The sequence below is a fragment of the Pararobbsia alpina genome (genome assembly GCF_965118125.1).
GTDB lineage: Bacteria > Pseudomonadota > Gammaproteobacteria > Burkholderiales > Burkholderiaceae > Pararobbsia > Pararobbsia alpina_A.
This window is the reverse complement of the sequence record NZ_OZ221288.1, coordinates 1,508,964-1,532,678: the sequence shown is the minus strand read 5'-3', so window position 1 is coordinate 1,532,678 and position 23,715 is coordinate 1,508,964. Positions and strand designations below refer to the sequence as shown.

At 61.0% G+C, this 23,715-nt stretch carries 17 protein-coding genes and 1 riboswitch; of the genes, 15 read left to right on the top strand and 2 right to left on the bottom strand.

Annotated features, from left to right (window positions below; genetic code table 11):
- Nucleotides 1-25 precede the first annotated feature (25 nt).
- The 3 genes from ACMFWR_RS24915 to ACMFWR_RS24905 all read left to right on the top strand — a co-directional run bounded on the left by ACMFWR_RS24915 (nt 26) and on the right by ACMFWR_RS24905 (nt 6,289).
- Nucleotides 26-1,231, top strand: coding sequence for an efflux RND transporter periplasmic adaptor subunit (locus ACMFWR_RS24915; RefSeq protein ID WP_413195053.1), 1,206 nt, complete (start codon nt 26-28; stop codon nt 1,229-1,231).
- An 11-nt stretch (nt 1,232-1,242) separates the two neighbouring features.
- Nucleotides 1,243-4,587: an efflux RND transporter permease subunit gene (locus tag ACMFWR_RS24910; protein WP_413195052.1), complete on the top strand. Its 3,345-nt coding sequence runs from the start codon at nt 1,243-1,245 to the stop codon at nt 4,585-4,587.
- Between the two features lie 251 nt (nt 4,588-4,838).
- Nucleotides 4,839-4,906, top strand: a riboswitch (Fluoride riboswitch).
- Between the two features lie 78 nt (nt 4,907-4,984).
- Nucleotides 4,985-6,289, top strand: coding sequence for a voltage-gated chloride channel family protein (locus ACMFWR_RS24905; RefSeq protein WP_413195051.1), 1,305 nt, complete (start codon nt 4,985-4,987; stop codon nt 6,287-6,289).
- Here ACMFWR_RS24905 and ACMFWR_RS24900 read toward each other — a convergent pair.
- The gene (locus ACMFWR_RS24900) at nt 6,286-8,241 is read right to left on the bottom strand and encodes a putative bifunctional diguanylate cyclase/phosphodiesterase (protein ID WP_413195050.1); all 1,956 of its coding nucleotides are present in this window, start codon (nt 8,239-8,241) and stop codon (nt 6,286-6,288) included. The genes ACMFWR_RS24905 and ACMFWR_RS24900 overlap by 4 nt on opposite strands.
- A gap of 605 nt (nt 8,242-8,846) precedes the next feature.
- Between ACMFWR_RS24900 and ACMFWR_RS24895 the strand changes: the two genes are divergently transcribed.
- From ACMFWR_RS24895 to ACMFWR_RS24850, 10 genes are all read left to right on the top strand, one after another.
- On the top strand, nt 8,847-9,818 hold the full coding sequence (locus ACMFWR_RS24895; RefSeq protein WP_413197339.1) for a nitrilase family protein: 972 nt from the start codon (nt 8,847-8,849) through the stop codon (nt 9,816-9,818).
- Nucleotides 9,819-9,975: 157 nt separating this feature from the next.
- Nucleotides 9,976-11,115: a substrate-binding protein gene (locus ACMFWR_RS24890; RefSeq protein ID WP_413197338.1), complete on the top strand. Its 1,140-nt coding sequence runs from the start codon at nt 9,976-9,978 to the stop codon at nt 11,113-11,115.
- A 57-nt stretch (nt 11,116-11,172) separates the two neighbouring features.
- Nucleotides 11,173-12,006, top strand: a complete 834-nt coding sequence (locus tag ACMFWR_RS24885; RefSeq protein ID WP_413195049.1) for a branched-chain amino acid ABC transporter permease — start codon at nt 11,173-11,175, stop codon at nt 12,004-12,006.
- The gene (locus ACMFWR_RS24880; RefSeq protein WP_413195048.1) at nt 11,999-13,852 is read left to right on the top strand and encodes an ABC transporter permease subunit; all 1,854 of its coding nucleotides are present in this window, start codon (nt 11,999-12,001) and stop codon (nt 13,850-13,852) included. The genes ACMFWR_RS24885 and ACMFWR_RS24880 overlap by 8 nt, the downstream gene beginning before the upstream one ends.
- Nucleotides 13,849-14,556: an ABC transporter ATP-binding protein gene (locus ACMFWR_RS24875; protein WP_413195047.1), complete on the top strand. Its 708-nt coding sequence runs from the start codon at nt 13,849-13,851 to the stop codon at nt 14,554-14,556. Before ACMFWR_RS24880 ends, ACMFWR_RS24875 begins: the two co-directional genes overlap by 4 nt.
- A 76-nt stretch (nt 14,557-14,632) precedes the next feature.
- Nucleotides 14,633-15,793, top strand: coding sequence for a transporter substrate-binding domain-containing protein (locus ACMFWR_RS24870; protein ID WP_413195046.1), 1,161 nt, complete (start codon nt 14,633-14,635; stop codon nt 15,791-15,793).
- Nucleotides 15,790-16,410: an ANTAR domain-containing response regulator gene (locus ACMFWR_RS24865; RefSeq protein WP_413195045.1), complete on the top strand. Its 621-nt coding sequence runs from the start codon at nt 15,790-15,792 to the stop codon at nt 16,408-16,410. Before ACMFWR_RS24870 ends, ACMFWR_RS24865 begins: the two co-directional genes overlap by 4 nt.
- A 108-nt stretch (nt 16,411-16,518) precedes the next feature.
- Nucleotides 16,519-18,138, top strand: coding sequence for a glycoside hydrolase family 43 protein (locus ACMFWR_RS24860; RefSeq protein WP_413195044.1), 1,620 nt, complete (start codon nt 16,519-16,521; stop codon nt 18,136-18,138).
- Nucleotides 18,139-18,385: 247 nt separating this feature from the next.
- Nucleotides 18,386-19,753 carry a hypothetical protein gene (locus ACMFWR_RS24855; RefSeq protein ID WP_413195043.1) on the top strand — a complete coding sequence of 456 codons (1,368 nt, stop codon included), beginning with the start codon at nt 18,386-18,388 and terminating at the stop codon, nt 19,751-19,753.
- Nucleotides 19,754-19,914: 161 nt separating this feature from the next.
- Nucleotides 19,915-20,343, top strand: coding sequence for a hypothetical protein (locus ACMFWR_RS24850; RefSeq protein ID WP_413195042.1), 429 nt, complete (start codon nt 19,915-19,917; stop codon nt 20,341-20,343).
- A gap of 113 nt (nt 20,344-20,456) precedes the next feature.
- On the opposite strand, the gene ACMFWR_RS24845 is transcribed toward ACMFWR_RS24850, so the two are convergent.
- Nucleotides 20,457-21,221: an SDR family oxidoreductase gene (locus ACMFWR_RS24845; protein WP_413195041.1), complete on the bottom strand. Its 765-nt coding sequence runs from the start codon at nt 21,219-21,221 to the stop codon at nt 20,457-20,459.
- Between the two features lie 138 nt (nt 21,222-21,359).
- Here ACMFWR_RS24845 and ACMFWR_RS24840 point away from each other — a divergent pair, with 138 nt between their 5' ends.
- Together ACMFWR_RS24840 and zigA are read left to right on the top strand one after the other, a co-directional pair.
- Entirely contained in the window at nt 21,360-22,268 is a 909-nt protein-coding gene (locus ACMFWR_RS24840) for a LysR family transcriptional regulator (RefSeq protein WP_413195040.1), read from the top strand.
- Nucleotides 22,269-22,426: 158 nt separating this feature from the next.
- The gene (gene zigA, locus ACMFWR_RS24835) at nt 22,427-23,647 is read left to right on the top strand and encodes a zinc metallochaperone GTPase ZigA (RefSeq protein WP_413195039.1); all 1,221 of its coding nucleotides are present in this window, start codon (nt 22,427-22,429) and stop codon (nt 23,645-23,647) included.
- The last annotated feature ends 68 nt before the right edge of the window (nt 23,648-23,715 follow it).

Genomic DNA, 23,715 nt, shown 5'->3' with positions numbered 1-23,715 from the left:
TGCTTCTGACTGGAGTCACCCGTTCATGAAGTCATTCTCGCTACTCGCCTCGGTGCTGTGTCTGAGCGTCCTGGCGCTCGCAGCCTGCTCGAAGAAACCGCCGGCTGCGCCACCGCCGCCGAAGGTGGCCGTCACGCAGGCCCATGCGCAGACGGTGCCGCTGACGCGTCAGTTCGTCGGCCGTCTTTCGCCGTATTACAGCGCCAACGTCACGGCCCGCATCTCGGGCGTGCTCGTCAAGCGCGTCTATGCCGAAGGCAGCCAGGTCAAGCAAGGCCAGGTGTTGTTCGAGATCGATCCGTCGTATTACCAGGCGCAGCTCGATAACGATCTCGCGCAGCTTGCGGAGGATCAGGCAACGTACACCAACGACCACATCACCGCGGAGCGTAATCGCAAGCTGCTGCCGGTCGGGTCGGTGTCGCAACAAACGGTCGATAACTCGAACGCGGCCGAGCGTAGCGCAGCAGCCAAGCTGCAGGCGGACCAGGCGCTTGTGAAGACCGCGCGCATCAATCTGGGTTACACACGCGTGACAGCGCCGATCAGCGGGATCGCGGGACAACAGCTCGTCACGGCGGGCGCGCTGGTTGGTAGCGGCACGAGCGACTCCGGTGCGAGCGGCACGTTGCTGACCACGGTGCAGCAGGTCGATCCGGTCTACGTCAACTTCACGATCAGCGCGGCCGATTTGGTGACCTTGCGTCAAAACGAGGGCAACGGGTCCGTCAAGCTGTCCGAGCAAGATGCGCAGACCGTGCAGGTGAGCCTGCCCAACGGCTCGAAGTACGACCAGACCGGCAAGCTCGATTTCTCCGATCCGGCCGTCAACGCCACGACGGGCACCGTCAACCTGCGCGCGCTGGTGGCGAATCCGAAGCATCTGTTGCTGCCCGGCATGTACATCACGCTGACGTCGCACTTCGGCGACCAGAACAATGTGTTCCTGATCCCGCAGCAAGCGCTGTTGCGCGATACGCAAGGCGCGTATCTGCTCGTGGTCGGTCAGGACAACAAGGTCGTGCGCAAGGACGTCGAAACCAGCGCGAGCTTCGAGAACAGCTGGATCGTCACGAAGGGCATCGCCGAGGGTGACCAGGTGGTCGTCACCGGCGTGCAAGCGGTGCATGAGGGCAGCCAGGTCACGACGATGGCATGGCAGCCGCCGGCGCAGCCTTCTGCGGAAGCCTCCGGCGCGCAGCCGGCCAGCGAGACCCACGCGGCGCAATAGGAGAGCATCGCATGCCGAGTTTCTTTATTGAACGGCCGATTTTTGCCTGGGTCGTCGCGATTCTGATCTCACTGTTCGGTGCGATTTCCGTGAGCACCATGGGGATCGACTCGTATCCGGACATCGCGCCGCCACAGGTGACGATCACCTCGACCTATCCGGGCGCGAGTGCCGCCACGATGGAATCGACGGTCACCCAGGTCATCGAGCAGCAGCTCACCGGCATCGATAACTTGCTGTATTTCAGCTCGAATTCGAGTTCGAACGGACAGAGCGTCATTACGCTGAGCTTCGCGACGGGCACCAATCCGGACATTGCGCAGGTTCAGGTGCAAAACAAAGTGCAGATCGCTACACCGCTGCTGCCCTCGCAGGTTACGCAGCAGGGTGTGGTCGTCGCGAAAGCCAGCCCTGACATTCTGCTGTTTCTCGCGTTGCGTTCGAATAGTCCGGGAGTCGATGCGGCGCGGCTGAGCGACATTCTCGCTTCGCAGATCCAGCCGGTGATCGGGCGGATCAGCGGTGTCGGCAACACCACGCTGCTCGGTTCCGAATATGCGGTGCGTATCTGGATCGATCCCGACAAGCTGCAAGGCTATGGGCTGTCGACGACGCAGGTGCTTAACGCGGTGACCTCACAGAACGCGCAGTTCGCGGCGGGGTCTCTCGGCGCCGATCCTGCGATCAAGGGACAGGTCTTTACCGCGACCGTGACAGGCGATGCGCTGTTCTCGTCGCTGCAACAGTTCCGCGACATCATCCTGCTCGCGAACAGCAACGGCACGACGGTGCGCCTGTCGGACGTCGCGCGCATCAGCTTTGGTGCGCAGACCAATGGCGTGGCGCCGGTCTACGATGGCAAACCGGCAGGGGGTCTTGCCGTGTTCCTGCTGCCGGGCGCCAACGCGCTCAAGGTCGCCAAGGCAGTCAAACAGACGATGGGCGAACTCGCACACGATCTGCCGCCGGGCGTGACCTGGGATATTCCGTACGACACGACGCCGTTCATTACGGCGTCGATCACGGACGTGGTCAAGACGCTCGTCGAAGCCATCGTGCTGGTGTTCTTCGTGATGTTGATCTTCCTGCAGAATTTCCGGGCCACGATCATCCCGACGCTCGTGATTCCGGTGGCGCTGCTGGGGACGTTTATCGGTCTGGCCGCACTGAAGTTCACCTTGAACCAGCTCACGCTGTTCGGGATGGTGCTGGCGATCGGGATCGTGGTCGACGATGCGATCGTCGTGATCGAGAACGTCGAGCGGATCATGACCGAGGAGAACCTCGATCCGAAGGCGGCCACGCGCAAGGCCATGGCGCAGATCACGGGCGCCATTATCGCGATTACGGTTGTGCTGTCGGCCGTGTTCGTGCCTTCTGCATTGCAGCCGGGCGCGACCGGGATCATCTACGCGCAGTTTGCGCTGACGATCGCCGTGTCGATGCTGTTCTCCGCATTCCTGGCCATGTCGTTCACGCCATCGTTGTGCGCGGCGATTCTCAAGCCCGAGCACGATACGCGAAGCAACCCGATCTTCCGGTGGTTCAATCGCGGCTTCGACTGGACGTCGTCGCATTATCTGGGGCACGTGGGGCGGGCCGTGCGTCATGCACCGCGCTGGATGGTGGGCTTCGTCCTCGTGGTCGTGCTGACCGGGTTCCTCTATACCAAAGTGCCGACAGGCTTCGTGCCGGATGAAGATCAGGGCTTCATGCTTGCACTGGTCAACTTGCCGCCGGGGTCGACGCTGCAGAGCACGAACCGCGTGATGGGAGAGGTGCGTGAAAAGCTGCTGAAAAGCGATATCGGCCGCGCCATCGCTGCCATGTTCCAGCCTGAGGGCTTCAGCTTTGTCGGGACGAGCGAAAACGTCGGGATGACGTTTATCAAGCTCAAGGACTGGAACGAGCGATCTCGAACGGCGATGGAGCTGATTCCACAGGCCAACCAGATCCTGCACAGCATCCCCGATGCGCAGTTGTTCGTCGTGAACCTGCCGACGATTCGCGGGCTCAGCCAGTTCGGCGGCGTCGATATGTATCTGCAGGCGCGTGCCGGGCAGTCGCGTAACGAACTGGGCGCCGCGGAAGTGACGTTGCTCACCGATGCGAGCAAGAGCAAGGAGCTGTTCGGTATCCGGCCGAATTCGTTGCCGAATGCGCCGCAGTTACAGATCGCAGTCGACCGTCCGCAGGCACAGTCGATGGGGCTGTCGCTGACGGACGTCTACAGCACGATCGAAATGGAGCTCGCACCGTTCTATGTGAACCAGTTCACGTACGAAGGGCGCGTGAAAAAGGTCTTTATTCAGGCCGATGCGCCGTTCCGGATGAGTCTCGATTCGTTCCAGCATCTGTACACGCCGGCAGGGATCGCGAACGCGGCGTCGGGAACGTCGAGCAGCACGCGTACCGCGACGAATACGAGCGGGTATCTGACGCAGATCGACCCCTCCGTGGCGAACACCGCGATCAGTCCGTACGACATGGTGCCGCTGTCGAGCGTCGTGAAGACAAACTGGTTCAACGGCCCGACCGTGCTGCCGCGTTATAACGGCTATTCCGCGGTCGAAATCGTCGGCAACTCGGCGCCGGGGTATTCGACAGGTCAGGCGATGCAGACGCTGCAAAACATTGTCAATCAGAAACTGCCGCGCGGCTTCGATGCGGACTGGACGGGGCAGTCGTATCAGGAGCTGCTATCGGGAAGCTCGGCGACGACCTTGCTTGCGCTGTCGATCGTGGTCGTGTTCCTGTGTCTTGCGGCACTCTATGAAAGCTGGTCGATTCCAGCGGCCGTGCTACTCGTCGTGCCGCTCGGGATGCTCGGCATGGTGGTGTTCTGCCTCTGGCGCGAGGTGCCGAACGATATTTACTTCAAGATCGGCCTCGTGACGGTGATCGGGCTTGCGGCAAAGAACGCGATTCTGATCGTCGAGTTCGCCGTGGAAGGTCAGGCGAACGGCATGACGCTGTATGAGGCGGTCACGGCAGCAGCACGCCTTCGCCTGCGACCGATTCTGATGACATCGATGGCCTTTATCCTGGGCGTGTTTCCGCTGGTGGTGTCCACGGGTGCGGGCGCTGCGTCACGTCATGAGATCGGCACCGGCGTGATTGGCGGGATGCTCTTTGCGACGGTTTTCGGGCTGTTGCTGATTCCGATTTTTTACGTGTCGGTGCGCCGCATGCTCGGCGACAAGCTCGATGAGGTGACGCATAAGCTCAAGCATCACGGTGGCGGGGCTACCGCGGCGTTTGCGACACCGGGCGGAGGTGGTCACGGCGGTGACGCTGGTCACGGCCACGACACCGCCGCGCGTGACGAAGACGAGGATCCGGGCGGCCATTCGTGACGGGACGGGGCGTATCGCTGCGGTAAGGAGACTCGTTCCATCGCCGCACCGCTTACGCCGCGCACAACGCACAACGCACAACGCACAACGCACAACGCACAACGCACAACGCACAACGCACAACGCACAACGCACAACGCACAACGCACAACGCGCTCCGTCGCTTCGCCCTGGGTGCGTTGTATTGACGCTTTGATGGTGCTTGCCCGGTGCCGCCGGCTTGTGCGAAGAAATAAATTTCGAGTACAATCCGCGCCACTGGAGATGGCATTCCTCCAAACAACCGCCGGCTAGCCCGGCTGATGATGCCTACGAGTTCCTGGGTGCAGGAGGTCGTAGGCCGTCCAAAGCGGCGACCGCCCGCCCAGGTTTGATGTCCTGTCAGATCTGGAAATCAATGAAACGTCTGAAATCCGTCGAACAGATCGCAATGCTGCCGCATCTTGGCCGCTGGCTGCTGTTCTCGACCCTCGTCGGTGTGCTGGCTGGCTCGGCTTCCGCACTCTTTCTCTTTCTGCTCGATCTCGCGACCGATACGCGAACCACGCATATGTGGCTCGTCTGGCTCTTGCCGCTGGCAGGGCTGGCGACGGGCTGGGTCTATTTCCGTGTGGGCCAAAGCGTCGAAGGCGGCAATAACCTGCTGATCGACGAGATCCACGACCCGAAGAAAACCATCCCCCGGCGGATGGCGCCGCTCGTGCTCATTGCAACGGTGATCACACATTTATTCGGCGGATCCGCAGGGCGTGAAGGCACGGCGGTTCAGATGGGAGGCGCGCTTGCCGACCGTGTCACGCAATGGTTCGGACTCGAGCGTGATGAGCGACGCATCCTGCTGATGGGCGGGATTGCGGCGGGCTTTTCCTCGGTGTTCGGTACGCCGCTCGCCGGCGCGATCTTTGGACTCGAAGTGCTCGCGATCGGGCGGCTTCGCTACGACGCACTGCTCGCCTGCTTTGCATCGGCCATCGTGGCGGATGAGGTGTGCCGGCTCTGGGGCATTCACCACACCGTGTACGTCGTGCCGTTCGTGCCAGCGCTTACGTTGAGTGGCGTGGCGTCGGCGATTGTCGCGGGTATCGCGTTTGGCGTGGTCGGCATGTTGTTCGCGGACTCGACGCATGCGCTGTCGGCATGGATCAAACGCAGGATCCAGTACCCGCCCATCCGTCCGTTGATCGGCGGAGCGTTCGTTGCCGTGCTCGGCATGACGCTCAATGTGCCCCAGTACCTTGGCCTGGGCATTCCGACGATCGAGGCGGCGTTCAAGGGCGATCTGCCTGTCTACGATTTCGCGGGGAAGTTCGCGTTCACCGTGATGACGCTCGCGTCGGGCTTCAAGGGCGGCGAGGTCACGCCGTTGTTCTATATCGGCGCGACACTCGGCAATGCGCTCTCGCATGTGCTCGCTTTGCCGCTACCCGTGCTCGCCGGTCTGGGTTTTGTCGCGGTGTTCGCGGGGGCGGCCAATACGCCGATCGCATCGACGATCATGGCCATCGAATTGTTCGGCTCGCACATTGGCGTGTACGCAGGCCTTGCGTGTGTGGTCAGCTACCTGTTCTCGGGACATACCGGTATTTACCGCGCGCAGCGCCTTGGGCAGCCCAAACACGCGCTGTTTCCGCACGGTGTGCGATTAGCCGATATCCCCGCGCTGCGGCGGGTGCGCAGCAAGTCGTCGGGGACTTCGGACTAAACGCTTTCGAATCGTGCGAGCGCCAGGGAGAGCTGCGTCGTATCCCGCATCTCTTCGAGCAGTTCCATTGTCGCGTCGGCCGATATCGGTCGTGAAAACAGATAGCCCTGTGCGAATTCCCCGCCCGCGATCTTGAGCGCCTGCAGCTCCTCGTCGCTTTCGATCCCCTCGACAACGCAGTCGAGGTTCATATCGCGTGCCAGCGCGAGCAAGGACTTCACGATCTTGTAGCTCGCCGGCACGTTATGCATATTGGCGACGAAGCTGCGATCGATCTTGATCTTCGTCAGCGGGAACGCGTGCAGATGGCTCAGGCTCGAATAGCCCGTGCCGAAATCGTCGAGCGATACGCCGCAGCCGACTTCACGCAGTTGCTCGGTGGAGGCCTGCACAGTGCGCGCGTCGTTGATCAACGCCGTCTCGGTGATTTCAAAATCGATCCGAGACGGGTCGACGCCACTTTCGACGATCAGGTCAATCAGATCGCGCACACGCTCCGTCGATCCAAGATCATGCGCGGACAAATTGAACGAAAGCCGGATCGAGTCCGGCCAGCGTTGCGTGGTGACGAGTGCTTTGGCTAGCAAGACTTTCGTCAACGCATTGACCAGGCCGATGCGCTCGGCCACCAGAATAAAGCGGTCAGGCGGCACCTGTCCGAGCGTCGGGTGCGACCAGCGCGCGAGCGCTTCGAATGCGATGATGCGACCGGAAAAGATCTGAATGATTGGCTGGAACACGACGGACATTTCCCGGTGCAGATCGGCGGTCTGTAATGCCTGCTCGATGCGCGCGTCGTACCGGATCGCTTCTTCGTGGAGCGAGGAAAACACCGTGGCGCTCCCGCGGTGGTTCCGCTTGCCGTAGTACAGCGCGTAGTCGGCGAATTCGTAGAGATCCGTGGCCGTTTCGGCGTGTGCCGGATAAACGGCAAACCCCACGGACCCGGAGATCTGGATCGTCACGTCGCCGACGACGATCGGCTCGCGCAGCGTCTGACAGATCTGCTCGCCGAGCGCGCGTAGTGCTTCGGTGCTGGTCGCATGCGTCACGAGCATGGCGAATTCATCACCGCCCAGACGCGCGAAATACACATCCGGTGCGCAGAGTTTCGCAATGCGTTCGCCGACGCGGCAAAGCACGCGATCTCCGATCGCGTGACCGTGCACGTCGTTGACGGGCTTGAAGCCGTCGAGATCGATGATCCCGGCTGCGAGAGCCGTGCCGTTTTCAACGGCGGCCGCGTATCCGAGATTGAGCTCATGAAAAAACGCGCGGCGATTCGGGAGCCCCGTGAGGCTGTCGAGATTGGCAAGCCGTTCGTTTTCCGCTTGCGCGTCGATCAGCAAGGTGAAGTCGCGGTAGTAATTGAGCATCACGATCAGCATGACCGCCGAGACAATCGCCGTGTTGACGGCGATGGCCTTGAAGACAAGATGACCGGACATCAGGAAGAAAATGACGAATGCGCCGTTGACGATAACGGTGACGGTGATTGCCGCGGGTCGCAGGTGCATCAGCGAGAAGATGACGCCGATGACCGTGATGGCCATGTAAAACGCCACGTGAGATTGCGCGTACGCGTCGCCGTAGCGAAAGAGTCCGAGTGCCCAGACTGTGAACGCAATGGCGATGAGGATCGCGAGCCAGCCGGTACGCGACAACGTCCGCTCCGCGAGTTCGGCCGTCACTTCGACGCGGCGCATCCGCAGCCAGGTCAGCGAACGGCGCGCGCAGGCGAACGTCAACAGGAGCGGCGCGTAAAGGGTTGCCCACCGTGGGGCAACACCGGCATGACTGAAAGCGATGGCCCACGTGTTGACCGTGAGCATCAGATACATGAGCGGCATTTGCCGCGCAAACGCCTTGAATTGCGCGATGAGCAGCGTCGGGTTACCGCGTGGGATGGATGCGAGGGCGGTGAGACGCCGGATCGGCAAATACGCCTTCATTCTCTTGTACGTAGATCTAGGTGCGTTGCTCAACAAGGCTTTGGTATACCTTGTTGCCGCCTCTGGCGGGCATACATGAGTAACGGCAGATGCGCTGCGTTCTTGAGTCGCGCGACGACACCATGTGGCCGAAGCGAGTGCTTACGGTGCGCGGCAGATAGTCGGGAATGCGAAATTAGAATTCCTTTCATTTCATTACCACGTCGTGAGTAAAAATATTTTCCGCTCACGGCACTTCGGCAAGCGATGTCGTCATCGAAGCCGACGCCGGAAATCGAGCCGGGTCTGAGCAGAGTGGCCACGTCAATACGCACTCGTTCGACCAAGGCGACCGACCGGTCGCGATTGTCGAGGCCCGAGCGCCGACTTGCCGTGTGACGCGCGAGCACCGGTTTCGCGACAAATTAGGGCTTTCCCTTGCCCGGTTCCGAACGGGTTGACGGACGAATATTGACGCCGTAGATTCACGCCATTCGTCGCCGAGAAGCATTCGGCGGCGTCGCGGCAACGATGCCGCGTCACATATGGACGGCTATGTAGCCCCCGAACTTGCGTGAGAACGCCGGTTCGGGGGCTTTTTGTTTTTGGAGAATGAATTGGAAACGATGCAGCATCGCGGTGCAGAGTCGGGCAAGGACTATCCCATTGTCGCGTGCGTCCAGATGGAGCCGCACGTCGGCGAGAAAGACCGGAACGTCGCGGAATCACTCCGGTGCGTCGAGGAAGCGGCGAGCCACGGTGCTTCGCTTGTCGTGCTACCGGAACTGGCGAACACCGGGTATGTGTTCGAGAGCCGGGAAGAGGCGCTTGGCCTGGCTGAGGTGCTGAGTGAGGGCAGCACGGTGAAGACGTGGGCGGAAGCCGCGCGCCGGCTCGACGTGCACATCGTCGCGGGCATTACCGAGCGCGACGGCGACCGGCTCTACAACTCGGCCGTGCTCGTCGGGCCATCGGGCCTGATCGGCACCTATCGCAAGCTTCACCTCTGGGACAGGGAGAACATCGTCTTTGAGCCGGGCAATCGGGGTGTGCCGGTGTTTGACCTTCCGTTCGGGCGCGTATCCATTGCGATCTGCTACGACGGATGGTTTCCGGAGGTCTACCGGCTGGCGTCGTCGCAAGGCGCCGACATCGTCTGCGTGCCCACGAACTGGGTACCGATGCCGGCTCAGCCGCTTGATCGCCCCGCGATGGCCACGACGCTTGCGATGGCTGCGGCTCATAGCAATGGCGTGATGATCGCGTGCGCGGACCGGATCGGCGTCGAGCGAGGCCAGCCGTTTATCGGGCAGAGCCTGATCGTGGGCGGCGATGGCTGGCCGCTTGCCGGTCCGGCACCGCAGGACCGCGAGGCGATCCTCTACGCCCCGATCGATGTGCAGCGAATTCGCAGTGCGCGCGCGCTCAGCGCCTTCAACCATGTTTTGCGCGATCAACGGCCCGACGTGTACGCGCCTTTGCACGTGCCGCCCCAGGTACCGCCCCAAGTGCCGCGTTCTGCATCCGTAGACGCACCACGTGATGCGACGGCTTACGCACGACCCGGCAACGAAGCGGCGCCACGCGATCGCGACTGATCTGCAGCTTGTACGACGTACCCGTATTGATCCGAATCATCCGAACGAACCGAATTATCCGAACTATTTGAACTGAACCATCCGAACCGAACCATCCGAACCGAATTAAAACCCTGCGAAGGATATCGCCATGAATAAATCGTTGAGCTTGTGTCTGATGTTCCACGTCCTCGCGGCCACGGCCGTGTTCGGCACGAATGCGTTGGCTGCAGAACCCATCAGAGTCGGCGTGGCGGTCGGCCTCTCGGGCGCCAACAGCGTGGTGGCGCCCGCGGTGGTGCAGTCGTCGCAACTCGCCGTCGACGAAATTAACGCAGCGGGAGGCATCCTCGGGCGCAAGGTCGAGCTCGAAATCGCGGACGATGCATCCGGTGCCGTCGGGGCACAGAAAGCCTATGACACCCTGGTGTTTCAGAAGAACGTCGACGCGGTGATCTCGATGGAAACCAGCGCCGCACGCAATGCAGCCTTGCCCGCGATTGCACGCGGCCGCAAGCCGCTGATCTACACGTCGTTCTACGAAGGCCGTTCATGCAGCCCGTGGATGTATGTGAACGGCTGGGTGCCGGAGCAGCAGGTGGCGCCCGTGGTGGACTACTTCCAGAAGACCGCCGGTGCGAAGACGTTCTATCTGGTTGGCAACGACTACGCATTCGGGCGCGGCATGCTCGACTTCACGAAGAAGTACATCGAGCAGCATGGCGGCAAGGTGATTGGTGAAGACTATCTGCCGATCGACGGGACGGACTGGACACCGATCCTGTCGAAGATTCGCGCGGCTCACCCGGATGCCCTGATCAGCGCAACCGCGGGGGGCGCGCCAAACGTCTCGCTGGCGAAGCAATTGAAGAGCTCCGGCCTGAACGTGCCTTACGGCAATCTGGCGATCGACGAGGCAACGGCGAAGAGCATGGGTGACGTCGCCAACGGCATCTACATGTCGGGTTCCTACTTTACGAGCATCAACGCGCCCGCGAACGAGAAGTTTCTGACGGACATGCAGAAGCGCTTCGGCAAGGACCTGAAAACACCCAATGAATTGTCCGAGCCACAATACGAGGCGTTCTATCTGTACAAGGCTGCAGTCGAGAAAGCCGGCACGACCGATCCCGCGAAAGTCGTCAAAGCGCTGGGAGAAGTCTCGTTCGACGGTCCGCGCGGACCGGTGAGCATGGACAAGAGCCGGCATACGCCGCTCTCGATGCGGCTTGGCCAGATTCAGCCCGATGGCTCGGTCAGGATTCTCGAGACGTTCAAGGGCGTCGACCCTGGCCAGCAGTGTCCGAATATCAAGTGACGTGATGACGTAATGCGTCCGCCGGCCTTTGGCGCGCGGACGCGACCGGAGACGCAAATGGTTTTGACACTGGATGTTCTGACGACCGCAGCGTTGCTGTTTATCGTGACCGCCGGATTGATGGTGATTTTCGGCGTGATGAAGATCGTCAATTTCGCACACGGCGCATTGTTGACGATGGGCGCGTACGCAAGCTACGTGGTCACGCAACTGAAGCTCAGCCCGTGGATGGGGGTGCCGCTGTCGATTGTGGTCGGTGTGGTTGTCGGCATGGCGGTCGAGCAGTGGATCGTTCGCCCGCTCTACAAGCGGCCGCTCGATGCGATTCTCGCGACGTGGGGGCTGGGCATCGTCATTGGGCAAGTGATCGTGATGCTGTTCGGACGCGAGGTGCAGTTCGTCGATTCCCCGTTCAAAGGGGCCATCGCGATCGGCGACACCGCCTATTCCGCTTATCGTCTGCTGCTGATCCCGATTGCTGTCGCGCTCTGTGCCGCACTGACCGGCTTGCTGTCGGGCACGCGCTTCGGCGTGAAAACGCGTGCGGTGATCATGAACGAGGATCTCGCGAGCGGTCTGGGCATTCATTCCGGACGCATTCGTTTCATCACGTTCAGCCTGGGCGCTGCACTCGGCTCGCTGGCAGGGATGCTGATCACGCCGCTATCCAGTGTCGATCCGAACATGGGGCTGCCTTATCTGGTCAATGCATTCATGCTCGTCATGGTGTCCGGCTACTCGATGGTGAACTTGCTCATGACCTGCCTGGTGTTCGGCGCGTGCCAGGTGCTCGTCAGCACGTTCGTGAGTCCGGTGCTTGGCGGCCTGACTATCGCCGTGCTGGCTGCGTTGACCTTGCGTGTCTTTCCGAAGGGGTTCGCTCATGGATAACGCAAAGGTATCGCCCGATCTCCGGCAGATCGGACATGGACAAACCGCTTCGGGGCGAAGCGGTGCACGCACGCGCATCGCGTTGGGCCTCACAGCCGTGGCCGTTCTGGTGCTGGTGGCCGGACCGTTCGTGTTCAGCACCTACCTGCTGAACGTGCTGATCCAGGCGTGCTTCTTTTCGATCGTGGCAGTCACGGTCGACCTGTTGTGGGGATACACGGGATACCTGACATTCGGGCAGTCGGCATTCTTTGGCATCGGTGCTTACGCCGCGGCGCTTGTTTTTACGCATCATGGTTTTTCGGCGATCGATGTCGTGCTCGCGATCGGTGTGGCGATCGTGGCAAGCGCAGCTGTCGCAGCCTTGCTCGGATGGCTGTCGTTCTATCGAGGAGCGTCGCCGTTCTTTGCGACTGTGATGTCTCTCGTCCTGCCGATCGTATTGAGTCAGCTGCTGCTATCAGGCGGCGAGTGGACCGGATCGAGCTCCGGGCTGACCGGCTATACGACCTTCGATTTCTCGCTTCAGACGTGGTACTGGATCGCGGCGGGCGGCCTCGCCGTGATCGGTGGGCTCGCATGGTGCTTCGTGCGCAGCGACGGCGCGCGCGTGCTCGTTGCGATTCGCGACAACGAATCGCGCTGTGCTTACCTCGGCATCAATACGTCGCTGATCAAGATCGTGCTGCTGGTCGCCGCCGCGATCGTCGCGGGTCTCGCGGGCTTTGGCTACGGCGCGTTCAGCGGTGTCGTTGCGCCGGAGCTGACCGGCTTCGTGCTCGGCACGCAACTGATCATCTGGGTTGCGCTCGGTGGCCGCGGCACGCTCTGGGGGCCGATCGCGGGCGCTTTGCTGATCAACGTCGTGACGTCCTATCTGAGCGGCAGCATGCCGTTCGCATGGCAACTGATTCTGGGTCTGGCATTCGTATTGGTGATCGTGCTCTTGCCGCAAGGACTCGTTCCCTTGCTGCTCAGGCCATTCAAGGGCTGGGCTGGCGAACGCGTGCAGCCCGAATTGATTCAGCGACAGGCAGGCACGCATCGCGATGCCGTTCATGCCGGTAAGGCATTGCAGATGAAGGGCGTCGAGAAGCACTTCGGCAGCCTCAAGGTCCTGCAGGGTATCGACCTCGAGGCCGAGGCAGGTGAACTCGTCGGTCTGATCGGGCCCAATGGCGCGGGTAAAACAACACTCATGCGTTGCATGAGCGATGGCGACGCGCGCTCGGCGGGAACCGTTGTGCTTTGTGGTCACGATATTCGCGAGTTGCCGCCCGAGCGCTGCGTCCGCTTTGGGCTCGGTCGCAAGTTTCAGAACGCGAATATCTTCGATACGCTGACCGTCGCCGAATGTCTGCGCATGGCGAGTGCGATTGTCGATCGTCCTTCGTTGTTCCGGCGTGCGCCCACGCTCGCGTTGCCTGCTTATGCACTCGAAGTCATGCGGCGTACGCATCTCGACGAAAAACTCGGCGCGGCGGCGAAGGACCTTTCGCATGGCGAGCAGCAAGCGCTCGAGCTGGCGATGGTACTGGCGCTTGAGCCCCGCATTGTGCTGCTTGATGAACCCACGGCAGGGCTGACCAAGACGGAGCGGACTCAGATCGGCGAGGTGCTCGCATCACTTGCCCACCGTTACGGCCTGTGTTGCCTGCTCGTCGAGCATGATCTCGACTTTGTCGAAGAGGTGGCCACGCGTATCGTGGTTCTTCATCAGGGACGTATCGTGATGCAAGGCAGCTTCAGCGAAGTCGTGCATTCGGAACTGGTCAGGACCATCTATGCGGGGACGGCATTGCCCGGCTCGGGCAATGCCGGTCTGGAGCGAGGAGTTGCACAATGAGCGGCGTGGCATTGAATGTGGATCGCGTGACGAGCGGGTATAAGGCGTCCGTCGTGCTGCGCGATCTGTCGCTGTCGATCGGCAGCGGCGAAGCCGTCGGTCTGCTCGGCAAGAACGGGATGGGCAAGACGACCTTGCTCAAGACGATCATGGGCTATCTGCCGGCCAAGGCCGGTGCGGTGCACGTCAACGGCAGCGACGTGACCCGTTCGTCCCCGCATCAGATCGCCCGCGCCGGCATTGCTTATGCGGCGCAGGAACACGCGTTGTTTCAGGACCTGTCGATCCGGGACAACCTGCAATTGGGTTTGTCGAGGGTATCGTTGTTCGACGAGCGATTCGCCGAAATCGAAGCATTGTTCCCCGTGTTCAAGAGTCGCCTGAAGCAACATGCCGGCACCTTGTCGGGCGGGGAACAGAAGATGTTGCTGGTAGCGCGCGCGCTGATGATGCGTCCATCGATTATCCTGCTCGACGAGATCACCGAAGGTCTGCAACCCTCGGTGATCGATCGCCTTGGCGATGCGTTGTTATGGGAGCGCGAGCGTCATCGCACGACGCTTTTGCTGATCGAGCAGAATGTGCCGTTTGCGTTGAAGGTGGCGGATCGCTATGTGGTGCTCAAGCAGGGCGAGATCATCGAGCAGGGCGACGCCAGGCATGCCGGTGCGGCCGCCTCCATCTTCGATCATCTGCGCGTCTGAGATGAACCGAGCCGCACTGATCTGAGCTGATGTGACTTGAGCCGACCTGATTCGTCCTGATCGATAGAGAACACGCATGAACACGAGTGCTGGGGTGGTGAGCGATGGCGATTGGCGAATCGGGGTGCTGTTTTCCCGAGCCGGCGTAACCGCGGCGACGGAGACCGAGCATTTTTACGGCACCGTGCTGGCCATCGAGGAAATCAATTCGGCAGGCGGCGTCGCGGGCGGCATGCTCGATCCGGTCGTCTACGACCCGAAGGGCGATCTCGACGAATACCGGCGCCTCTCCGCACGCATGCTGCAGGAAGACGACGTCACGGTGATTTTCGGTTGCTCGACGTCATCGAGCCGGAAGGCCGTGCTGCCTGTCATCGAGCGTAACAACGCGTTGCTGTGGTACTGCTCGATCTACGAAGGCTTTGAATATTCACCCAACGTGATCTATACGGGTGCGGTGCCGAACCAGAACAGCATGCAGCTTGCCGCGTGGCTGCTGCGCAATCAAAAGCGTCGTTTCTTTCTCGTCGGTGCCGACTACATTTACCCGCGCGAATCGAACCGCATCATGCGCGATATGGTCGAGCAGCATGGCGGCGAGATTATCGATGAGGTGTATCTGCCCCCCGATGCGGATCCGGCTGATCTGGTCAACGTTGTTAAAGACATCCAGTCCGTGCAGCCGGATGTCGTGTTTTCGACCTTGATCGGCCGTGGCGCGCGTGCGTTCTACACGCTCTACCGCGAACACGGCATCGATCCGGCCGAGGTCCCGATCGCGAGCCTCACCATGACTGAGGGAGAAACGAGCCTGATTGGCGCGGAGCTGTGTGGCGGGCATATCGTTTCGGCAAGCTATGTGAACACGGTGGATCAGGCGGGCAATCGGCGGTTTCTTGAGTCTTGGCGCGCCCGCTTTGGCGACCAGCCTGCGAGCATGTGGTCGGAGATGGCGTATAACCAGGTGCATCTCTTTGCGCTTGCGCTGGAACGCGCGCGCAGTCTCGATACGGCGAAGCTCGTGGAAGCCGTGCATGAAGTGGAGTTCGATTCGCCGGAAGGGCTGCTCAGGATTGACCCCGAGAACAACCACGCCGTGCTGACGCCGCGCATTGCGGTCTGTCAGCCGGACGGCTCGTTTCGTGTGGTGTGGGAAAGCCGCCAGCCGGTGCGTCCCGATCCGTATCTCACGGCATACGGTTTCGCCGAGTTCTGGCTCGACGGAGAGACGACATGAGTTCGGGTGCGCGCCGACTGTTCGACGACTTGCGCACCCTGCAGGTGGTCGTGATTCATCCACCTGGCGAGGACCGTACTGTCCTCGAGGAGCAATTGCGGCGGATCGGTTGTCCGGTGCGACCCGTCTGGCCGTTTCCGGCGCAGTTGCCGGCCGACGCGGATGTGATCTTTTTCCTCGTCGGGCCTGAGCTTCGCACGGCGGGCAACTGGTGTGCGGCCGACACGCATGCGACGCTGATCGCGCTGTCCGACTATGAAAACCCGACGGCGCTGAAAATGCTGGTCGACACGCAGGCGCATGGCGTGATCACCAAACCCTATCGATCCACCGGGATCCTGAGCACGCTGGTGCTGGCGCGTGCTTCATGCGGCTATCAGCGACGTCTGGAAGGCAAGATCGTCAAGCTTGAAGACGCGATCAAGGCGCGACGACACATTGAAAAGGCCATGCGCATTCTGATCGATACCCATCGCCTGAGCGAAAACGACGCGTACGAACATATGCGTTCGCGTGCCACGAGCTTGCGCGTCACGGTCGGCGAGATCGCGACGATGGTCATCGATGCGCACGAGGCGATGGACAAGCTCGGCCTTGGAAGGCCCAAACCTTCGTAAGGGCGGTTGGGCAATTTCACAACGGCCAGCGTTCAAGTTCGCGATTGAACGTGTGGCACGCCCCGTGCAGAATCAGTGGAATCACGTCCAGAAAAAGACCGTTCCCCGATGAGCACGATTCAGAACCCCGTACTGCGTGGCTTTAATCCCGATCCCTGCGTGTGCCGCGGTAAAGATGCCTGGTACATCGCTGTCTCGACCTTCGAGTGGTATCCGGGTGTGCTGATTTACGAATCGAAAGACTTCGTCAATTGGGAACTCAAGGCGAATCCGCTTGATCGTCTTTCGCAGCTGAACCTCATCGGCGAGCAACCGTCGGGCGGAATCTGGGCACCGGCGCTGTCGTATCACGACGGTCTGTTCTGGCTGGTCTACACCGATACGAAGGCATGGAAGGGCGAGCAGAAGATTTCGCCGCTGCGCGACATGCATAACTATGTCGTGACGGCGCCGGATATTACCGGCCCGTGGTCCGAGCCTGTGCACCTCGTGTCGGGCGGCTACGACCCGTCGCTCTTTCACGACGATGACGGCAAGAAGTGGCTTGCCTATATTCGCCGTGATTTCCGCGGCATTTATGAGGACTTGTTCGCGGGCATCATCGTTCGCGAGTACTCGGCCGAAGCGCAACGCCTCGTCGGCGAAGAACATGTGATCTACAAGGGGGCCAACCTCCGGACCGACTACTTCATGAAGTGCCAGATCTACGAAGCACCGCACTTGATGAAGAAGGACGGGTGGTACTACCTGATCACGGCGGAGGGCGGCACGGGCTATACGCATGCGACTGTCGTGTCGAGGTCGCGCGACCTGTTTGGCCCGTACGAATTGCATCCCGATACGCCGATGCTGACCTCGCGTGATGTTGAGCGGCGTATTCAGCGAACGGGCCACGGCAATCTCGTCGAAGGGCCGGGAGGCCAGTGGTATATGCCGTATCTCGGCTCCCGGCCGATCGAGGGGCAGACACGTCGTTCGCCGCTTGGGCGCGAGTCGTGCATCGCACCGATTGAATGGCGTGACGGATGGCCTTGCCTCGCGATTGGCGGGGTCGTGCCCGGGGAATCGTTTGAAGTCGAATCGGACGTCGAACAGAACCTCGATTCGAGCTGGGCCGTCGACTTCAGTCAGGCCAAGGCGATTCCGCTCGAGCTGCAAAGCCTGCGCATTCCGAAGAGCGAGGACTGGTGCAATCTGAGCGAGCGTCCGGGGTTCCTGCGTATTCGCGGTCAGGAGTCGCCGACGTCGCGGTTCTATCAGAGCTTGCTCGCATGCCGCGTGCGGGACTTCGCGTTTGAAATGGAGACCTCGTTCGAATTCACGCCGACGTCCTATCTCCAGATGGCAGGCGTGATGGCACGCTACGACGAGAACACTTTCTATTACCTTTTCGTCACGCGTGACGACGACGGCTCGAAGATTCTGTCGTATATGGAAACGGACGCGGGTAGCTATGCGTACCAGAACCGGATTGCCGCGTTGCCTGAATACGGGGAAATCGGGCTGCGCATCCGCGTGGTCGATTCGACGGTGCGGTTCTTCTATCGGTCGGTCGCGAGCGATTGGGCCGATGCGGGTCTTGCAAAGGACTTCACCAAGCTTAGCGACGAATACGCGACGCCGATCGGTTTCACGGGCGCGTTCACCGGGATCACGGTCAACGACATGCTGGGCTTCTCGCAGCCCGCGGATTTCAGCGCGTTCGCGTACAGGCAGTTGGCTGAGTAGGGAACGCGACGACGGGAGGCGCTGTGCCGCGGATGCGCTGCGCATGCGGCGGATGGGCGAGTCGCGAACCCACATACGCCTGCTCGAGTGAGCGACCCTTCATCGCTGCGTAAACGAAGGAAATGTAAGCGAGCCGACAGAGTCGGTACTTCTGCGTGTCTTTGAGGCGAGAACGTGATTCCATCGATCTTTCGATGTAACTCATGTCCTTTCGATGCCCTTTCAAGGGCCCTCAGGAGCGCATTTGATGTCCGGCAACGACCCGACTTCCGGCAACAACGCATCGCGTGCTGTCGCGGTCGCCGTATTGGAAAAACTCGCCAGCGCTTCCTCGCTCGACGCGGGGTTGCAGCATGCACTGGCTGTCGCTTATGAAGTCGTCGGCGAACGCCTGAAGGCCGCCGTCGCGCGCACGGCAGCGAAGGCGCTGACCGATCGCAACGCGCTGTTGCTCTACAACGTGGCCACCGCGTATCTGAACGACCTGCATCTCGAGGAAGCCGAGCACTGGTACCGCGTCACGCTCGCCATCGATCCCGAGCTGGCGGTTGCACATCAGAACCTCGCCTCCGTGCTTCGCCGACGTGGCAAGCCCGATGAAGCCGACGAACATCTTCGCCAGGCATACAGTCGACAGGGGGTGTTTATCGAGCCCGCTACGAGTGCCGCTGCCGGGTCGGCGCCCGAGGCCGCACGACGTGTGCTGATGCTGTGCGCTGGCAGTATCGGCAATATCCCGATCAAGCATCTGATGCCTGACGGACGCTATACGCAAATCCGTTACTTCGTCGAATACGCGCGGGAGCCCGAACTCGCGTCCGTGCCTGAGCACGACATCGTGTTCAACGTGATCGGCGACCCCGATGTCAGCGCAAGCGATCATCCGAATCTCGATACGCTGCTTGCCCGCACGAGCCGTCGTGTGCTGAACGCGCCGGACCACGTGAGAAGCACGCGACGCGATCGGTTGCCTGAACGACTCGCTGGCATAGAAGGGATCGTCGTGCCGGTGACACGTCGCATTGAACTCGCATCGTCAAACGAGCAGTCACTTGCCGATGCGATCGACCGGGAAGGACCTGCGTATCCCGTCATTGTGCGGCCCATCGCATCGCATGGCGGCCAGGGTGTGCAGTTCGTGAACACCCGCGACGAACTCGATACGAGCGCGCTGGCGTCGGCTCACGCGGTCTATGCCACCGCGTTTCACGACTATCGAAGCGACGACGGGTTCTTCCGCAAGTACCGCGTGATCTTTGTGGATCGTGAGCCCTATCCGTATCACCTGGCGATTTCACCGAGCTGGCTGGTTCACTACTTTTCAGCCGAGATGCTCGAGGCACCGCGTAAGCTCGACGAAGAGCGCCGTTTCCTCGAAGACCCGCAAGCGGTGTTGGGTGCAAAGGGCATGCAGGCACTCCGCGATATTGCCCATCGTCTCGACCTCGACTATGCAGGGATCGATTTTTCGGTGCTGCCCAACGGCGATCTGCTGGTGTTCGAGGCCAACGCCACGATGCTGATTCATCCTGAGCCGGCAACGAGCGCGCTCGCTCACAAGAATGTTCACGTGCAGGCGATCGTCGATGCGTTTGCGTCGATGCTCGAACACTAGAAGGGCGTCTGCGCGGGCCTGCTGTATGGATCGGGGACGACCTGCGTTATGCTCTCGCGACATTGATCAGGGCTGTCTGCGTGATGCGCATGCGGCACTGACGCGTAGCCTCGCTATCCCGCGCCGTGCGATTCACCGCGCGGCCCACCCTGAGACGCACCATGAATCGTTTTTTTCTTGCCGTTCTCCTGACGATTTCCGTCGCAACTGCGGCCCACGCGCAAAGCGACGACGCCGGACCGATCGCGACGCCCGCAGGCAAGCTTCAATTTACGCGGCAGGGCCGTGAATTCACCGCGACGCTTGACGCAACGACGCTCGATCACTTTAACGCGTGGACGTTGACGCACTTCGACGATATCAACGATCACGATGACGTTTCGCGCATGCTCGTGGATACCGATGCGGGCCCGGTGATCTACGACTTTCGTTCGCGTCCCCCGCTTGTGTTGCGCACCGCAAAGGGCATGACAATCAAGCGCGTGTTCTGGCAGGGAGAAGAAGTGGTGATGCAAGGATCGCAGGGCTGGTTTCGCTATGAGCACGGCGTACTGACGAAACTGCAGTCGACGACCACGACGTATCACTGAGTTCGCTAAGCGAGTCTTCTGGCTGCGCGACCTTCGATCCTGTCGCCAACGCCCGATGTAGTCCGTGCATCGGGCGTTGTAGATCAACCTCTCTGCGAATGTGCGTTACATGCTTAAGCACGCGTGATCGAAGCACCACCATCGACCAGCGAAGCCGTGCCGGTGACGAATGACGAATCATCCGATGCGAGGTACAACGCCGAACGTGCGATCTCTTCAGGCTTCGCGACACGCTTGAGCGCATGCAGACCGGTGATGAAGGCTTGCGATTCGGCCGTGTCGTTCATGTCTCGATACATCTCCGTATCGACCGCGCCCGGCAGGATTGCATTGACGCGGACGTTTTGCGGGCCGTATTCAGCGGCGAGCGCTTGAGTCAGACCAATAACGCCAGACTTGCTTGCCGCATACGCTGCCGTACCCGGGAACGCGAACGAGTAGCCGACAAACGTCGATGTGAAGATGACCGAGCCGCCGCCATGCTTCACCATCTCCGGGATCTGATGCTTGGCACCCAGAAACGCGCTGGTGAGGTTGGTGGCCAGCGTCGACGTCCAGCCTGCTTCAGACACACCGCTCGTCGGGCCCATTTCGCCCAGCGTCCCTGCGTTGTTGAACGCGATGTCGAGGCGGCCGAAGCGGCTCACGGCAAGTTCGACCAATGCCTTTGAATACGCTTCGGATTGCACGTCGCCTGCCAGCGAAACGGCGGTGCCACCGGCTTCAGTGATCTCGGCAACCAGCGCTTCGAGCTCGGCTTCGCGACGCGCAGCCAGCACGACCTTCGCGCCTTCTGCGGCGAACAACTTAGCGGCTGCACGACCGATACCTGCGCTAGCACCGGTGACGATGGCGACTTTTCCTGACAAGCGGTCCATGTTCATTCTCCAGAGTGGGTTTCAACCGATGCCGTGTGCGTCGGCTGTCTGGAACGAACTATAGGGTTTCCTTTTTGTTGGTGAAAGATCGAATTGCTGGTTGTATCATTCAGTTTTTATGAATCATCGTGGCGACATATGGATCGGTTACGTGCATTTGAAGTCTTCGTGACCGTAGTCAATCGGGGCGGCTTTGCGCGCGCGGCCGAAGCGCTCGAGACGTCGCCGGCGAACGTCACGCGCTATGTGAACGAACTTGAAGCGCATCTCGGCACGCGGCTGCTGAATCGCACCTCGCGCAAGCTGTCGCTGACCGAAGGTGGCGAAACCCTCTACGCGAGGTGCAAGACCATCCTCGAAGACGTCACCGAGGTTGAGGGACTGGTATCGACGACGTCGATCGAGCCGCGCGGCCGCTTGCGCATCAACGCGCCGGTGAGCTTCGGCATCATGCATCTCGCGCCGCTCTGGCCGCTATTCATGGAGCGTTACCCCGACGTCGAGCTCGAGGTCGCGCTCGCGGACCGCGTAGTCGATATCGTCGAAGAAGGCTTCGATCTGGCGATCCGCATTTCACGCTCGGGACCGGTCGACTATGCGGCGCGCAAGCTCGCGACCTCGAAAAACATCGTATGCGCATCACCGGCTTATCTGGACCGATGGGGACATCCGGAGCAGCCGAATGACCTGCTCAAGCATCGCTGCATTGGTTACACCTACTCGGCCACGGCGAACATCTGGCAACTGACAGACAGCGACGGCAAGCCGCATCCTGTCGAAGTGAACTGCCATATGTTTTCGAACAACGGAGACACCGCGCGCGCGGCCGCGCTGGCGGGCCAGGGCGTGATCTGGCAACCGACGTTCCTGATTGGTGACGACCTGCGCGCAGGCAGGCTGGTTCACGTCCTGCCGGACTACCGCTTGCCGGACATCGATGTGCTGGCCGTCTATCCGAGCCGTCGCCACCTGAGCGCGAAGGTTCGCGCGATGATCAATTTTCTTGTCGAGGCGTTCGAAGGCGTGCCGTCGTGGGATCGGGTGTGAGTACGCGCTAGGGAATACGCGGTTTTCGTCATGCGGGTTTCGTGCTTTCCGATACAAGCCGGCAGCGGACGAGCGGCGCCCTGGATTGTCGAGTCATTTGCCCTTGCTTAGTGTTATGTTATAACATCGAAAAAGAAGATAACACCAAGGAGCAATGCATGAATGCGCGCCTGCCCGTCACGGTTCTCTCCGGGTTTCTGGGAGCCGGCAAGACGACTTTGCTGAACCACATCCTCAACAATCGCGAGGGTCGTCGGGTCGCGGTCATCGTGAACGACATGAGCGAAGTGAACATCGATGCAGCTCTCGTGCGAGACGGCGGCGCGCAGCTCTCGCGCACCGATGAAAAGCTTGTCGAGATGAGCAACGGATGCATTTGCTGCACGTTGCGTGAAGACCTTCTGCTCGAGGTGACCCGGCTCGCGAAAGAAAATCGGTTCGATCAGTTGGTGATTGAATCCACCGGAATCTCAGAGCCACTGCCTGTTGCCGAGACGTTCACTTTCGCAGACGAGAGCGGGCAGAGTCTTGCCGACGTAGCGCGCCTCGACACGATGGTGACAGTCGTCGACGCATTCAACTTTCTCAAGGACTACGGGTCGCAGGACAGTCTGCGCACGCGGGGTGAGTCGCTCGGCGATGAAGATCATCGAACGGTCGTCGACCTTCTTATCGAGCAGATTGAGTTCTGCGATGTCATCGTGCTGAACAAGCTCGATCTCGTGAGTGATGCGGACCGAGATCGGTTGATGGCCATTTTGCGCGGCTTGAATTCGCGGGCCCGCATCGAGCTCTCCGAGTTTGGACGTGTACCGCTTGATCGGGTGCTCGATACGGGACTGTTTGATTTCGAAGAGGCATCGAAAGCGCCTGCGTGGCTCAAGGAATTGCGCGGGGAGCATCGATCGGAGATCGACGAATACGGCATCGGAAGCTTTGTATGGGTCGCGAGGCGGCCGGTTCATCCGGAGCGCTTCTGGAATCTCATCAACACCGAGTGGGCGGGCGTGTTGCGGTCCAAGGGCTTCTTCTGGCTTGCGAGCCGGCCCACCTACGCCGGCTCGTGGTCACAGGCCGGCGCTGTGTGCCGGCACGGTGCGGCGGGAGTGTGGTGGGCGGCCGTGCCGAAACAGCATTGGCCTACCGATCCTGAAGCGCTTCAGTTTATCGAGAAGTACTGGGACCCGAATGTCGGCGACGCGAGGCAGGAGCTCGTGGTCATCGGCATCGACGCGGACGAGCATGCGCTACGCCAGCGGCTCGATGCTTGCCTGCTGACTGACGAAGAAATGGCACTCGGACCGCAGGGCTGGCTCGTGCTCGACGATCCGTTTCCGAGTTGGGCTACGCACGCCGCCGATGAAGAAGACGCAGTCTGAGGCACGCTCGAATCCACCGGGCGAGTCCATCGCCTCTCGCGACCCGTGCGATTGCCACAGGCGAAATA

Bases quoted from the DNA above. Each gene is read 5' to 3' on its own strand.
- ACMFWR_RS24915 (WP_413195053.1), top strand. From the start codon at position 26: ATGAAGTCATTCTCGCTACTCGCCTCGGTGCTGTGTCTGAGCGTCCTG.
- ACMFWR_RS24910 (WP_413195052.1), top strand. From the start codon at position 1,243: ATGCCGAGTTTCTTTATTGAACGGCCGATTTTTGCCTGGGTCGTCGCG.
- ACMFWR_RS24905 (WP_413195051.1), top strand. From the start codon at position 4,985: ATGAAACGTCTGAAATCCGTCGAACAGATCGCAATGCTGCCGCATCTT.
- ACMFWR_RS24900 (WP_413195050.1), bottom strand. From the start codon at position 8,241: ATGAAGGCGTATTTGCCGATCCGGCGTCTCACCGCCCTCGCATCCATC.
- ACMFWR_RS24895 (WP_413197339.1), top strand. From the start codon at position 8,847: ATGCAGCATCGCGGTGCAGAGTCGGGCAAGGACTATCCCATTGTCGCG.
- ACMFWR_RS24890 (WP_413197338.1), top strand. From the start codon at position 9,976: ATGTTCCACGTCCTCGCGGCCACGGCCGTGTTCGGCACGAATGCGTTG.
- ACMFWR_RS24885 (WP_413195049.1), top strand. From the start codon at position 11,173: ATGGTTTTGACACTGGATGTTCTGACGACCGCAGCGTTGCTGTTTATC.
- ACMFWR_RS24880 (WP_413195048.1), top strand. From the start codon at position 11,999: ATGGATAACGCAAAGGTATCGCCCGATCTCCGGCAGATCGGACATGGA.
- ACMFWR_RS24875 (WP_413195047.1), top strand. From the start codon at position 13,849: ATGAGCGGCGTGGCATTGAATGTGGATCGCGTGACGAGCGGGTATAAG.
- ACMFWR_RS24870 (WP_413195046.1), top strand. From the start codon at position 14,633: ATGAACACGAGTGCTGGGGTGGTGAGCGATGGCGATTGGCGAATCGGG.
- ACMFWR_RS24865 (WP_413195045.1), top strand. From the start codon at position 15,790: ATGAGTTCGGGTGCGCGCCGACTGTTCGACGACTTGCGCACCCTGCAG.
- ACMFWR_RS24860 (WP_413195044.1), top strand. From the start codon at position 16,519: ATGAGCACGATTCAGAACCCCGTACTGCGTGGCTTTAATCCCGATCCC.
- ACMFWR_RS24855 (WP_413195043.1), top strand. From the start codon at position 18,386: ATGTCCGGCAACGACCCGACTTCCGGCAACAACGCATCGCGTGCTGTC.
- ACMFWR_RS24850 (WP_413195042.1), top strand. From the start codon at position 19,915: ATGAATCGTTTTTTTCTTGCCGTTCTCCTGACGATTTCCGTCGCAACT.
- ACMFWR_RS24845 (WP_413195041.1), bottom strand. From the start codon at position 21,221: ATGGACCGCTTGTCAGGAAAAGTCGCCATCGTCACCGGTGCTAGCGCA.
- ACMFWR_RS24840 (WP_413195040.1), top strand. From the start codon at position 21,360: ATGGATCGGTTACGTGCATTTGAAGTCTTCGTGACCGTAGTCAATCGG.
- zigA (WP_413195039.1), top strand. From the start codon at position 22,427: ATGAATGCGCGCCTGCCCGTCACGGTTCTCTCCGGGTTTCTGGGAGCC.